Below are 11,641 nucleotides of genomic sequence, written 5' to 3'. Positions count from 1 at the left end.
GTCAGCTCGCGCTACCTGCGCGCCGAGTACACCGGCCGGATCAACCGGATCGGGATGGGGTCGGTGTTCTGGGCGCCCTCGTACTTCGCGGGGTCCTGCGGCGGAGCACCGCTCAGCATCGTGAAGGAGTACATCGAGAACCAGAAGCGGCCTGTCTGACCGTCACCCCGGAGCCGCAGGGAACTCCGCCGCTTCGCGGCTCCGGGGCAAGGATCACATTCCCGCCCGGCCTAAAAGCCGGGATTCCCTGCGAAGATCAGGGGATGGAACGCCGCGACTGCTGCGGCGCCGCCCCCGCGACCTGGCGCGACCCGTCGTTCCCGGGGCACGGCGACTGGTGGATGCTCGGTGCCGACGGGTGCGGTTCGACCGTGGTGCACGTGGACGCCACGCCGGTGCGCTTCGACCGCCCGGTCCCGGGCGACCTGCTCGCGCAGCTCACCTGGCGCAACCTCCGCGGCCGGACCCGCGGCCTGAAGCACGTCGTGGACGGCCGCCTCGAACGCTCCATCGGTCTGCAGGGGTTCTACCGCCTGACTCCCGAGTCCGCCGACGAGCTGGCCCGGGTCGCCGCCGCCCCGGGCCCGTCGGCCACGACGGCGGCAGCCGCCCCACTGCCGCGGTGAGTTTCCTTGGCCGCGGTGGGTTTCCCCCCCCGGCGGCGCCCCGGCCCTGCGGGGAGGCCTCGTTACGCTGGCCCGGTGCTCCTCCCCACCGTCCGCCGCACCCGGCTGCGGCCTGTCGAACGGCCGCGCATCGACACGCCGTTCGGCCCGTTGACCTTCGCCACGACCGTCGGACCCACCGCCCTCCCGGACCTCCCCGATGAACTGTTCGCGCTGCCCGGCGGCCGCACGGTCGCCCGCTGGACCCGGGCGGCGGCCCGCGTCGAGCTGCTGCTGACCCCGTACGACGCCGCACTCGACCCCGACACCTGGGGACCGCTGACCGACTGCCGTGCGGCGGTTTGGCGGATCGACGCCCGGGCGCCGCTCGGGCGGGTGCGGTTCTCGGCGGGGCTGCCGGCCCGGCTCCCGCAGGGCGCCGACGCCGGGTGGGACGGCGGGCAGGCCCTGGCGGCGATCACCGTGGACGACGAGGACACCCGGCTCACCGTCGGCGGCTACGACGAGGAGGCGATCTGCTGGGCGGCCGACGCGGGCGAGGCGCCCCGGCGATGGGCGGCCCTGCTCGACGAGGTGTACCGCCGTACGGGCAGCACCTGGGGCGTGGACTTCGGCCAGGACCACGGCATGTCCTGGACCCTGCCCCCGCTGCACGCCGGCGACAGCTGCCACCTCCCGGTCGTCGCCGCCTGGGCCCCGGCGGCGGACGAGACCGCGAACACCTGGTACGCCGTCAATGTGTCGTCGACGGTGCTGCTGCGTCAGGTCGCCGAGCGGGTCTGAGGTCGCTCCGCCGGACTGTCGTCCTGCTCGCGGTCGTTCGGGGCTGCCCCGACGGGTTCCGGCATTCCTGTCGGTGCGCACAGGGTCCGGCGGACGGCGCTGCGGAGCCAGCGGTGCGCGCCGTCGGCCGTGTGCCGCGGGTGCCAGGCCATGCCGATGGTCAGCGGCGGCAGTGCCAGGGGGATGTCGAGGAGCTGCAGCCCGAGGGCGTCTGCGTCGTGGCTCAGGGGTGAGGGGGCGGCGCCCGGCAGGGCGGCGGGCACGAGGCAGACGACGTCGCTGCGGGCGGCGAGGGTCATCGCGGCCAGGTGGCTGGGAAGGACCACGCTGACCCGTCGGTGCAGGTCGTGCTCCGCCAGGGCCGTGTCGAGCGGGCCGGTGAACCGGCCGCGCCGACTGACCGCCACGTGCTCCGCGGCGGCGAGCCGGTCCGGGGTCAGCGGCCCCTCGGCGAGCGGGTGGCCGGGCCGGACGGCCGCCACCATCCTGAGGCCGACCAGCTCCTCGACCCGGGTCTCGGGGTCCACGTGGTCGATCGAGCCGACCTCCAGGTCGATCCGGCCGTCGCGCAGCGCCGGCCCGGCCTCCCACTCCTCCGCCCGGATCCGGAACGCCACGCCCGGCGCCTCGTTCCGGGCCAACTGCAGCAGTCCGGGGGCCAGTGCCGCGCCGACCAGGTCGGCGGCCTGGAGGGTGAAGGTGCTGCGCAGGCCCGCGAGATCCACGCTCGTGCCCGGGCCGAGCAACGCCCCGAGGCTGCGGACCACCGCGGCGGCCTCCTCCCGCAGGGCCTGGGCGCGCGGGGTGGGCACCATCGTCTGACCGGCCCGGACCAGCAGCGGGTCCTGGAGGATCCGGCGCAGCCGGGCGAGGGTGCGGCTCATGGCGGCGGGCGAGGTGTGCAGGCGCGCGGCGGCGCGGGTGACGCTGTGCTCGGCCAGCAACGCGTCCAGGGCGATGGCGAGATTGGCGTCGATGACCGGATCAGGGCTGTTCACCAGCATCATTCCATTTCGAGCAATGATTCCGTGCCGAAGTTCCCATTGTGGCACCACGGAGCTCGTCCGCAGGATGAGGGGCATACCGAACCGGCACCGACCTGCGAGGTCCTCGTGATCGTCATAACTGCCCCCACCGGGAACATCGGGCGCCACCTGCTCGCCCGGCTCCTGGAGTCCGCCCCCGCCGCGGGCGAACGCCTGCGCGTGATCGTGCGCGATCCCGCCCGACTGCCGGACGCGGCGCACGGCGGACGCGTCGAGGTGGTCGCCGGCTCGCACGCGGACGCCGAGGTCCTGGACCGGGCCTTCGAGGGTGCGGACGCCGTCTTCTGGCTCGTTCCGCCGGACGCCTCGCTGCCGCCGCACGAGACCTACAGCGGTTTCACCCGCCCCGCCGTCGAGGCACTCGTCACCCACGGCGTCGGCCACGTCGTCTGCGTCTCCGCGCTCGGCCGCGGCACCCCGCTCGCCGACCGGGCCGGCCTGGTCACCGCGACCCTCGCGATGGACGACCTGATCGCCGGCACCGGTGTCGCCCACCGGGCCCTGGCCGGCGCGTCCTTCTTCGAGAACCTGCTGGAGGAGTGCGACGCGATCCGCGACCGGGGCGTCTTCACCGACACCGTCGACCCCGACCGCAAGGCCCCCTTCGTCGCGGCCGCCGACATCGCGGCCGCCGCCGAGCGCCTGCTGCTGGACCGTTCCTGGGCCGGGACCGGGAGCGTCCCGCTGCTCGGACCGCAGGACCTGTCCCCCTGCGACCTCGCCCACATCATGACCGAGCAACTCGGCCGCCCCGTCCGCTACGAACGCCAGTCGCTCGACGAGTTGCACACCACCCTCGTCGGCCACGGCCTCAACGAGGAGTTCGTCCAAGGCATCGTCGACATGAAGCGGGCCAAGGACGAGGGCCTCGACGCCGGCGTCCTGCGCACTCCGGACACCACCTGCGCCACCGGCTTCGCGCAGTGGTGCGCCGACACGCTCCTGCCCGCCGTCCGCGCGTGAACTCCCCTGCTACCCAAGCCGGAACACCGACCTCTCGGCCAACCGGTGCACCCTGTCGACTTGGAGACCCCCTGATGCTCACCGAACAGAGCGAGCCGCCGGTGACGGCGTTCCTCCTGGTCAAGACCACGCCCGAGTGGCTGGCGCTGACCGTCCAGGAGCGCGTGGACGCGTTCACCACCCAGGTACTGCCGGCCATCGAAGCCAGGACCAGCGGTGTCCGGTCACGCTTCTACGACACCGAGTTCTATTCGGCGCGCGTCACCGACGTCTGGGTGTGGGAGGCCGAGGACCACTGCGGCTACCGCCTCCTCATCGACGCGCTTCGCGAAACGCCTTTCTGGGACCGCTACTTCGAGGTCGTCGAGATCCTCGTCGGCACCGAGAACGGCTATGCGCGCAGCTACGCCCTCGAACCGGTCGCCACCCTCACCACCTGACGCAGCGTCACCTTGTCTGACGGCGCGGGCCTTGTCAGGCGGCGCGGACCTGGCGGCGGTAGCTGCCCGGGGCGAGGCCGTACTCGCGCTTGAACGCCTTGCCGAGCGCGTACTCGGAGCCGTAACCGGTCCGGGTGGCGACCGTGCTGAGCGGGGTGTCGCCCTCGCGCAGCAGGCGCGCCGCGGTGGTCATCCGCCAGCGGGTCAGGTACGCGAGCGGGGGCTCGCCGATCAGGGCGGCGAACCGGCGCGCGAAGCCGGCCCGGGACAGGCCCACCCGGGCAGCGAGGCCGGCCACCGTCCAGGGTGCGGCCGGGTCGGCGTGGATCGCGGTCAGGGCGGCGGCGATGGCCGGGTCCCGCAGCGCGGCGGCCCAACCGCTGCCGGTGCTCGCGTCCTGCTCGTCCAGCCAGGCGCGCAGGATGTAGAGGAGGAGCGCGTCGATCAGCGAGGGCACGATGCCGGCCGACCCGGTCCGCGGGTTCTCCAGCTCACTGCCCAGCAGCTGGACGGCGGCGGCGAGTTCGGGGTGACGGCCGCGGCTGGCCGGCAGGTGGACCAGGGCGGGCAGATGGCTGAGCAGGGGGTGCGGGCGGTTCTGGTCGAGGTGGTAGGCGCCGCAGAGCAGGCGGGTCAGGGCGCCGTCGCCACCCAGGGTCACGGAGCCGATCGGCGAGTCCGGCGGCACCGCGTCGCCAGTCATGTCCACCACGGGTGAGCCGGGTTGGTCGGTGAGGACGTGGCCGTGGCCGGCGCGCAGGAAGACCACGTCACCGGGGCCGAGCGCGATGGGCGCCGGAGCGCACGGGGTGCCCGCCAACGGGACCAGCCAGCAGGTGCCTTGGAGGACCACGTGGAATCCGGAGCCGGCGATCGGCGGCAGCCGCAGGCCCCACGGTGCGCGGCCCTCGGTGCGCACCGAGGACGGGCGGCCGGTCCGCATCGAACTCAGCGCCTCGGTCAGGACGTCCACCGTTTTCCCCTCCCTCGCCCGCCGGCGGTGCGGGTCGGCCGAGCCTAACAGCCCGGCCGACCGCGCCGTCGGGAGTCTCACGGCCGATCAGACGCTCAGGACGATCTTGCCCTGGGCGTGTCCCGCCTCGACCAGCTGGTGCGCCTTGCCGACCTCCGCCAGCGGCAGCACCTCGGAGACGTGCGGGCGGATCTTCCCCTGCTCGATCAGCGCGGCGATCTCCGCCAGCGCGGCGCCGTCCGGCTCGACCGAGATGCCGACGAACCGGCGCCCGGCCGCCTCGACCTTGGCCGCCAGCTCCTGGTCACGGTGCTCCAGGATGGTCACCAGGACACCGCCCAGGCGCAGCACGCTGAGCGAGCGCTCGCCCTCGGCGTTGGAGTCCAGGATCACGTCGACGTCGCTCAGTACGGTGGCGAAGTCGACGGCGCGGGAGTCGACCAGCTCGTCCGCACCCAGCTCGCGCAGGAACGCGTGGCGGGCCTCGCTCGCCAGGGCAATCACGTGCGCGCCGCGGGCCTTGGCGATCTGCACCGCGAAGTGGCCCACGCCGCCGGCGGCGCGGTGGACCACCACGCGGTCGCCCGCCTTGATCCCGGCGCCCTCGACCAGGCCCTGCCAGGCGGTGAGTGCGGCGAGCGGGACGGCGGCGGCGTGCACGTGGTCCACGGCGGCCGGCTTGGCGGCCAGCTGGTCGGCGCGGGCGACCACGTACTCGCTGTAGCCGGCGGCCTGGGCCGGGAAGGACGGCATGCCGTAGACCTCGTCGCCGACGGCGAACCCGGCACCGGCACCGACCTCCTCGACGACGCCGGAGATGTCCCAGCCGAGCGCGAACGGCGGCTCGCCCAGCAGCGGGAAGGCGCCGGACCGGACGGCCGTGTCGACGGGGTTGATCGCGGAGGCGTGCACCCGGACCAGCACCTCGCCGTCGCCCGGCTGCGGCCGCTCGGCCTCGACCAGCTCCAGCACCTCGGGACCGCCGAAGGACTGCTGCACAACAGTACGCATGGATCTCTCCTGGGTTGATCAACGTCAATACGTTGATGATCAATGTCGGTGGGTTGATCGCCCGCCGTTCCAACGAGATCAACGTTATTGATCCATGTTGAGACTCTGAATGGCCGAGGATCCATGCTTGATGTCCGAGCGTCTACCGTTGATGGACTCCTGGCGCGGACCGAGCCCGTCAAGAGGTGATCACCCGCTGTGCCCGGTCCACCCGATCCAGGTCGCACTGTCCACTCAGCGCACTGCGGTCAATGCGGTCCGTACGCCCACCTCGTACAGTCCGCCAATCCACCCGATGCAGTCCTCGACCACGCCTCGGAGAATCCTGGACTAGACCAATAGCAGCGGCTAGGGTGCCTCCAGGGCCGCCGGTTGGTCGGGTCATGGGTGTCAAGACCAACCGGCGCACAACCCGCCTCCTGCGGGTTTCCAGGCCTCGGACCCCCACCCCGCCGAGCCTGCCCACCACTGCCCCAGGAGCGCGCCATGGCTCTTGCCGTGTCCCCCACACCGGCCGACCAAAACCCCGAGTGCTGTACCGTCCCGGCTCCACGGACCGCCACCCCCACGAGCTACGCCCGCCCCACCTGCCGGGCCGGCGACCCCCGCCTCCCCCTGTGGCTGGTCACCATGCCGACCCGGCTGGGCAGCAGCGGGGTCGGCACCCAGACCTTCGCCGTACGGGCCGCCACCGTCCCCGCCGCGATAGCCACCGCCACCGCCCGGGCACTGAGCCACCAGGCCGTCCAGCACCGCCGCGGCGCGAAGATCGACCCCCTGGGCGCACGGGCCGTGCCGTTCCACTGAGTGGCAGGGGCTGACCCCGCCCCGGCCCTGGGCACACCGCACCTCCCGGTTCTCCCGCCTCTCCCACACGCGAGCCTGCTCCGTGGAAGGGCGCGCCCTACACGCCCGGTCATCCGGCGGGCGCCGGCCGGGCCGGCCCGCTTCCTTCGGGTCACCCTGCCGATCGAATGAGCGCTGCTGCGAGACGCTCTCCCGCCGGGTGCTGAACGTGAACTCGTGCTTCCGGCCGCCTACTCGGCATCGCCGAGCCAGGCCTGACGGATCCGTTCCAGCCGGTCGTGGTGCTCGTCCATCCAGTTCTCCGACGGTCGGATCCACAGCGCTCGCCGACACACTCAGCACCGTGCGCAGCCTGATCCGGCACTCCTGGACAACTCATCGCCGGGACGGACGCCCGAACCGCGACCGTGATCCATCAGCCCTCCGCCCCTCCGGTCCTGCTCCGGTCAGTTCGGCAGATCGGCGGAGAGGAAGGGAGCAAGGAGCGCGAACAAGGCGTCGGGGCGGTCGAGGGGGATGATGTGGCCGCAGTCCTGGAGATGGTGTCCGACCAGGTCATCGGCGATGGGCCGGAGTTGACGTTCGAGCCCGGTGCCGACGGGGTGGGAACCGACGGCCATGGTGGGCACGGTAAGCCGAGCCGTCGCGACGGCCTCCTGGATCTGCTGCGCGCTGGTGGGCAGGGCCCGGTAGTAGGAGAACGCGCACCGAAGGGCCTCGCTCCCGGTGTACGCGTGAACGAAGGCTGCGCGGACGTCGTCGGGTACTCCTCGCCCGAGCGTCCCCGAGTCGAGGAACCAGTCGATGTACGGGGCCTCGTTGCCGGCCAGGACGGTCTCGGCGAGGCCGGGGACGGCGTGGAAGCCGAACCACCACGGGGCGCCGCCCGCGACGACGTGCTCGGCTCCTGGCAGGCGGCCGAGCAGTGCCTCCATCACGACCAGGCGCCGGACGAGGCCGGGCCGGCGCAGCGCGAGCAGGACGGCGGGGGCGGTGCCCGCGTCGATGCCGACCACCGCTGCCGAGGGCTCGCCGAGTGCGTCGAGCAGTCCTTCGGCGTCGGCGGCCAGGGTGCCTGCGTCGTAACCCTCGACGGCACGTTCACTGGCACCGAAGCCCCGCAGGTCCGGGGCGATGACCCGGTACCGCCCGGCCAGTCGGCCCATGATGCCGCTCCAGAGCCGCCAGGTGTGCGGGAAGCCGTGCAGCAGGAGAACTGCGGGGCCGTCCCCGGCGATGGCGACGTTGAGGTGGACGCCGTTCGTCCTGATGCGGTGCAGTCGGTGCGCGGTGGGGACAGGCATGATGGCTCCTCCGACTGGTTACCATTGGTGACCACCAAACGATAGGTAACTGTCCGGCCGCTTCCTAGACGGCACTTTCAGGGAAGGTGGTGAGTCACAGGTGACCACCCGAGGAGGCCGGACCGCCGGTCGTGGGGTACGCGGCGATCTGTTCGATCCCCAGTGCCCGACGCGGCAGTTGCTGGACCGCATCGGTACGAAGTGGACATCCATGGCCGTCAAGACGCTCGCCGATGCCGCACCGGACGAGGTGCGTTTTGCGGAGCTGAGACGCCGGATGCCCGGCGTCTCGCAGAAGATGCTGTCCGTGACACTGCGAAGCCTGACCCGCGACGGTCTGGTGTCGCGTCGAGTCGAACCGACCGTGCCGCCACGGGTCTTCTACCGACTCACCGGCCTCGGGCTGTCCCTGGAAGCCGCGCTTGCGGGGGTTCGGAGCTGGGCGGAGGAGCACATGGCCGAGATCGACCGCGCCAACCAAGCCGTCGACAGGGAGGTCGACGAGGGAGAGGGATAGGCAGGCAGGTTCCGCGCGCAGTACTGGCTGGTGTGGGTACGCGACGCAGCCGGCCTCGTCGCCCGACCGGGCGTCGACGTCGAACCGTCAGTCGTCGTCGAGCCGCTGGAGAACCTGTGCGAACTCGCCGTTGTCGAGCAGGCCGGCCAACACCGCCGTCATGGAATCGATGCCGGGATCCCGGACGATGAGGCCGTCGGAGCACCAGAAGTAGCGACCGCCCAGTGCCTCGCCCGTTCGGCGCCACTTGTCCATGGCGCGTTCGACCTCGGCAAGCGTGAACACGGTCGCGCTCCAGCGTGAGCCGTCCGCCGTCAGCCGGACCTCGACGTCGACGTTGCAGACGCTGTCCAGAGGCTCACCACTGCTGGGCAGGAACGACGCCACGAACTGATCGGTATGGACGCGGTACCAGGGTCCGTCCCATCTCCCCTCAGCGGCTGCGCTCCCAGTGTTGGCCATTCGGGGAGTATGTCGAGCCGGCCGGGAGGACTCAACCGGGTTCCCTCATGCTTCGGCGTCATGCTCGCGAACACTGTCCCCGACGAGCCGTGGGATCGGCCGGTCCCGCTCGTGCCAGCACGGGCCCGTGCGACGGCCTCGCCACCCCGAGCACCTCCCCCGGGTGCCCGACACGGTCGCGCCGGCCGGCACCGTCTGCGTCCTGCGTGCTGACATCAGCTCTTCGGGGTGATCGATCCGGCGTTCGCTGACGGACAGTCACCTGCACCAGAACACCTGACAGATGACTTGTGGAGGGGGACGGAGGAGCATGCGGCCCGCTACCCTTCTGCTGCCCTGGCCGTCAGCAGCCGCGGACCCCCGTCAGGGGCATGCCGACCCGGAACCGCAGGTGGCGACCCGGGCAAGGCATGCACTGGCGGCCGCGTCGCGCTCCCCGCTGTGATCAGCAGCATCAGAGCGAGGACGGCTGAGGCCCAGAAGTGGATGAGCACGGTCCAACGGGCCCCCTTCCGGCCGGCCAGGACGGCAATCGCCACAGCGCCGGCCAGCACGCCGAGGAGCCACCACGCGAGGTGGGCGTCGGCAGCCGTTGTCTCCATTCCGTCCTGACCGCCCCACAGCGGCCTCTGGGCTTCGCCCCAGACCGACTTGGGATGGAGCAGGATCCCCACCTCCGCGACGCTCCCCAACAGCCCCAGGAGGCCCAGACCGAGCAGGACGTCCATGACGGTGCCCACCGCCCGGCCCCCCGGTTCCGGCGTCCGCGATGACTCCGCTGCCTCGGCCACCTTTTCAGTCTGACCGCTCGACAGGCCAACGAGGCACCGGAGTTGTCGAACCGTTACTGACCCTGGCGCCCCGTGCGGCCCGCGCGGGCCCAGCGCCGCAGCACCACCCGGGCTCCAGCATCGTCCCACTGGTAGGCCGACTTACAGCTCACCCGCAGCTGTCGGCCGACCTCCGGAGGCTTGGGCCCCCTCGCCGAACTACGCGTCGGCCTCCAGGCGCACGGCCTCACGGCGCTGTCGTGCCTTGGCGCTCAGCCCGCCCCCAGCCGCCTCTCGCCTGTCGAACGGCCTACAGCGGCAGATGACCGTCCGGTCTGCAACCGGCAGATCCACCACCCGAAAGAGCTGATGTCCGTAAGGGAGTGGGTTGGCGCAACGTACCGAGCGAGGTCGTGGGTTGCTCCGGGCCACCTCGTCCCGCCGGTCCGCGCCGGAGCCCGGTCCGAGAACGGCGTCCTGGTCGAGCATCACGGGCAGGCGGCGTGACGAAGCCGCTCACGCGGGGGCAGGCAGGTTCATCCGTGCGAGCTTGGCCGGGTCGACCACTGCCGTGACGGCGGTGATCCGGCCGTCGGCAACGGTGAAGGCGAGGACCGACAGCGGGGTGCCGTCCGCGCGCCAGGAGAGGACACCGGGACGGCCGTCCACGAGCACTGCACGGCCCAGGGTGGCTGCGCTGGCGGCCAGTTGCGCGCCGGCGGCGACCTTGGTGGCGCCGAGGGTGACGACCACGCCGCCGGGGGTGTCGACGGTGAGCCTCACCTCGGGGTCGAGCACGCGAAGCAGACCTTCGAAGTCGCCACCGCGGGCCGCCGCCAGGAAGGCGTCGACCACCTCGCGCTGTTCCCGGCCCGCGCGGGTCGGCCGCTCGGTCGCCCGGACCTTTCGGCGGGCGCGGCTGGCGAGCATCTTGGTGGCGTCGGTGGACTTGCCGAGGATGCGTCCGATCTCGTCGAACGGCACCGCGAACAGGTCGTGGAGCACGAACGCCAGCCGCTCGCCGGGCCGGAGCGAATCGAGGACGACGAGGAGCGCGAGCCCGACCGAGTCGGCGAGCACCGCATCGTCGTCGGGTGTGGGGGCGTCGTCGAGCGTCACCACGAGTTCGGGCAGCCGGTCGTCGTAGGACGCCTCGGGGCGGGTCCGGCGCGACCGCAGGACATCGAGGCTGATCCGGCCGACCACGGTGGTCAGCCAGCCGGGGAGGTTCTCGATGACCGCCGCCTCTTGGCGGGAGAGTCGCAGCCAGGCCTCCTGGACCACGTCCTCGGCGTCGGCGTGCGAGCCGAGCACGCGGTGGGCGACCGCGCGCAGCCGGTCGCGCTGGGACTCGAACGCCTGCGCCACCGGGTCCGTCGAACCGGTCTCGAACATGTTGTTACCTTCCCCGAATCCGCTCCGTCATGGGTGATGACGGGCCAGAACGGGCCCAGGTAACCGCTGAAGGAGCAGGACTGATGGAACCACGCCTCAAGGGTGCGATGAACCCCGATCTGATGACCGCGATCCAGCACCTCCACAAGGCGATAGCCGCCGGAGGTGTCGACCGACGCCTACTGTCGCTGGTCCACCTGCGCGCCAGTCAGATCAACGGCTGTGCGCCGTGCATCTTCGCTTCCGTGTCGGGTGCGAAGAAGGCCGGTGAGACGGACGAGCGACTGCACCATGTCGTCGCGTGGCGCGAGACGCCGTTCTTCACCGACGAGGAGCGGGCGGCACTCGCGCTGACCGAAGCCGCCACCCGCATCCAGGACGGCGCCCCCGGTGTGACCGACGAGATCTGGGATGCCGCCGCCCACCACTTCACCGGGGAGCATCTGAACGCGATCGTCCTGGAGATCGCCATGACCAACTTCTTCAACCGGATCAACCACACGATCCGGGAACAGGCCGGCAAGACCTGGTGAGCGCACCTGGG

14 protein-coding genes are annotated in these 11,641 nt (G+C 72.0%); 8 read left to right on the top strand and 6 right to left on the bottom strand.

Features of this window, described 5'->3' with window-relative positions; translation table 11 throughout:
* From ACFW1A_RS06720 to ACFW1A_RS06710, 3 genes are all read left to right on the top strand, one after another.
* On the top strand, positions 1-159 hold a 159-nt coding region (locus ACFW1A_RS06720), incomplete at its 5' end, for a transposase (protein WP_380405296.1).
* 104 nt (positions 160-263) lie between these two features.
* Positions 264-626 carry a hypothetical protein gene (locus ACFW1A_RS06715; RefSeq protein WP_380405290.1) on the top strand — a complete coding sequence of 121 codons (363 nt, stop codon included), beginning with the start codon at positions 264-266 and terminating at the stop codon, positions 624-626.
* A gap of 75 nt (positions 627-701) precedes the next feature.
* The gene (locus ACFW1A_RS06710) at positions 702-1,409 is read left to right on the top strand and encodes a hypothetical protein (protein ID WP_380405287.1); all 708 of its coding nucleotides are present in this window, start codon (positions 702-704) and stop codon (positions 1,407-1,409) included.
* Here ACFW1A_RS06710 and ACFW1A_RS06705 read toward each other — a convergent pair.
* The gene (locus ACFW1A_RS06705; protein ID WP_380405284.1) at positions 1,388-2,416 is read right to left on the bottom strand and encodes a LysR family transcriptional regulator; all 1,029 of its coding nucleotides are present in this window, start codon (positions 2,414-2,416) and stop codon (positions 1,388-1,390) included. The genes ACFW1A_RS06710 and ACFW1A_RS06705 overlap by 22 nt on opposite strands.
* A 105-nt stretch (positions 2,417-2,521) precedes the next feature.
* On the opposite strand from ACFW1A_RS06705, the gene ACFW1A_RS06700 reads away from it, so the two are divergent.
* Together ACFW1A_RS06700 and ACFW1A_RS06695 are read left to right on the top strand one after the other, a co-directional pair.
* On the top strand, positions 2,522-3,418 hold the full coding sequence (locus ACFW1A_RS06700; protein WP_380405282.1) for an NAD(P)H-binding protein: 897 nt from the start codon (positions 2,522-2,524) through the stop codon (positions 3,416-3,418).
* A 74-nt stretch (positions 3,419-3,492) separates the two neighbouring features.
* A complete protein-coding gene (locus tag ACFW1A_RS06695) occupies positions 3,493-3,858 on the top strand; it encodes a darcynin family protein (protein ID WP_380405279.1) in 366 nt (121 codons plus the stop codon).
* Positions 3,859-3,892: 34 nt separating this feature from the next.
* Here ACFW1A_RS06695 and ACFW1A_RS06690 read toward each other — a convergent pair whose 3' ends face one another.
* Positions 3,893-4,831 carry a cupin domain-containing protein gene (locus tag ACFW1A_RS06690; RefSeq protein ID WP_380405276.1) on the bottom strand — a complete coding sequence of 313 codons (939 nt, stop codon included), beginning with the start codon at positions 4,829-4,831 and terminating at the stop codon, positions 3,893-3,895.
* Positions 4,832-4,918: 87 nt separating this feature from the next.
* Positions 4,919-5,842 (bottom strand): NADP-dependent oxidoreductase, encoded by a 924-nt coding sequence (locus ACFW1A_RS06685; RefSeq protein ID WP_380405273.1) that lies wholly within the window; start codon positions 5,840-5,842, stop codon positions 4,919-4,921.
* Positions 5,843-6,328: 486 nt separating this feature from the next.
* On the opposite strand from ACFW1A_RS06685, the gene ACFW1A_RS06680 reads away from it, so the two are divergent.
* Entirely contained in the window at positions 6,329-6,649 is a 321-nt protein-coding gene (locus ACFW1A_RS06680) for a hypothetical protein (protein WP_380405270.1), read from the top strand.
* A 446-nt stretch (positions 6,650-7,095) separates the two neighbouring features.
* Here the strand turns inward: ACFW1A_RS06680 and ACFW1A_RS06675 are convergent, their stop codons facing one another.
* Complete coding sequence (locus ACFW1A_RS06675; RefSeq protein WP_380405267.1) at positions 7,096-7,953, bottom strand: alpha/beta fold hydrolase; 858 nt, start codon at positions 7,951-7,953, stop codon at positions 7,096-7,098.
* A 100-nt stretch (positions 7,954-8,053) separates the two neighbouring features.
* Between ACFW1A_RS06675 and ACFW1A_RS06670 the strand changes: the two genes are divergently transcribed.
* Complete coding sequence (locus ACFW1A_RS06670; protein ID WP_380405264.1) at positions 8,054-8,470, top strand: winged helix-turn-helix transcriptional regulator; 417 nt, start codon at positions 8,054-8,056, stop codon at positions 8,468-8,470.
* An 87-nt stretch (positions 8,471-8,557) separates the two neighbouring features.
* Here the strand turns inward: ACFW1A_RS06670 and ACFW1A_RS06665 are convergent, their stop codons facing one another.
* Both ACFW1A_RS06665 and ACFW1A_RS06660 read right to left on the bottom strand, forming a co-directional pair.
* On the bottom strand, positions 8,558-8,932 hold the full coding sequence (locus ACFW1A_RS06665; RefSeq protein ID WP_380405261.1) for a hypothetical protein: 375 nt from the start codon (positions 8,930-8,932) through the stop codon (positions 8,558-8,560).
* 1,286 nt (positions 8,933-10,218) lie between these two features.
* Positions 10,219-11,097, bottom strand: coding sequence for a sigma-70 family RNA polymerase sigma factor (locus tag ACFW1A_RS06660; protein WP_380405259.1), 879 nt, complete (start codon positions 11,095-11,097; stop codon positions 10,219-10,221).
* Between the two features lie 83 nt (positions 11,098-11,180).
* Between ACFW1A_RS06660 and ACFW1A_RS06655 the strand changes: the two genes are divergently transcribed.
* Complete coding sequence (locus tag ACFW1A_RS06655; RefSeq protein WP_380405256.1) at positions 11,181-11,630, top strand: carboxymuconolactone decarboxylase family protein; 450 nt, start codon at positions 11,181-11,183, stop codon at positions 11,628-11,630.
* The last annotated feature ends 11 nt before the right edge of the window (positions 11,631-11,641 follow it).

Source organism: Kitasatospora sp. NPDC058965, from assembly GCF_042741245.1.
Classification (GTDB): domain Bacteria; phylum Actinomycetota; class Actinomycetes; order Streptomycetales; family Streptomycetaceae; genus Kitasatospora.
The sequence above is the reverse complement of the archived record's forward strand: the minus strand, read 5'-3'. Positions and strand labels throughout refer to the sequence as shown.

Excerpts from the sequence above, each read along its gene's own strand:
- ACFW1A_RS06715 (WP_380405290.1), top strand. The coding sequence starts at position 264 with ATGGAACGCCGCGACTGCTGCGGCGCCGCCCCCGCGACCTGGCGCGAC.
- ACFW1A_RS06705 (WP_380405284.1), bottom strand. The coding sequence starts at position 2,416 with ATGATGCTGGTGAACAGCCCTGATCCGGTCATCGACGCCAATCTCGCC.
- ACFW1A_RS06695 (WP_380405279.1), top strand. The coding sequence starts at position 3,493 with ATGCTCACCGAACAGAGCGAGCCGCCGGTGACGGCGTTCCTCCTGGTC.
- ACFW1A_RS06685 (WP_380405273.1), bottom strand. The coding sequence starts at position 5,842 with ATGCGTACTGTTGTGCAGCAGTCCTTCGGCGGTCCCGAGGTGCTGGAG.
- ACFW1A_RS06680 (WP_380405270.1), top strand. The coding sequence starts at position 6,329 with ATGGCTCTTGCCGTGTCCCCCACACCGGCCGACCAAAACCCCGAGTGC.
- ACFW1A_RS06675 (WP_380405267.1), bottom strand. The coding sequence starts at position 7,953 with ATGCCTGTCCCCACCGCGCACCGACTGCACCGCATCAGGACGAACGGC.
- ACFW1A_RS06665 (WP_380405261.1), bottom strand. The coding sequence starts at position 8,932 with ATGGCCAACACTGGGAGCGCAGCCGCTGAGGGGAGATGGGACGGACCC.
- ACFW1A_RS06660 (WP_380405259.1), bottom strand. The coding sequence starts at position 11,097 with ATGTTCGAGACCGGTTCGACGGACCCGGTGGCGCAGGCGTTCGAGTCC.
- ACFW1A_RS06655 (WP_380405256.1), top strand. The coding sequence starts at position 11,181 with ATGGAACCACGCCTCAAGGGTGCGATGAACCCCGATCTGATGACCGCG.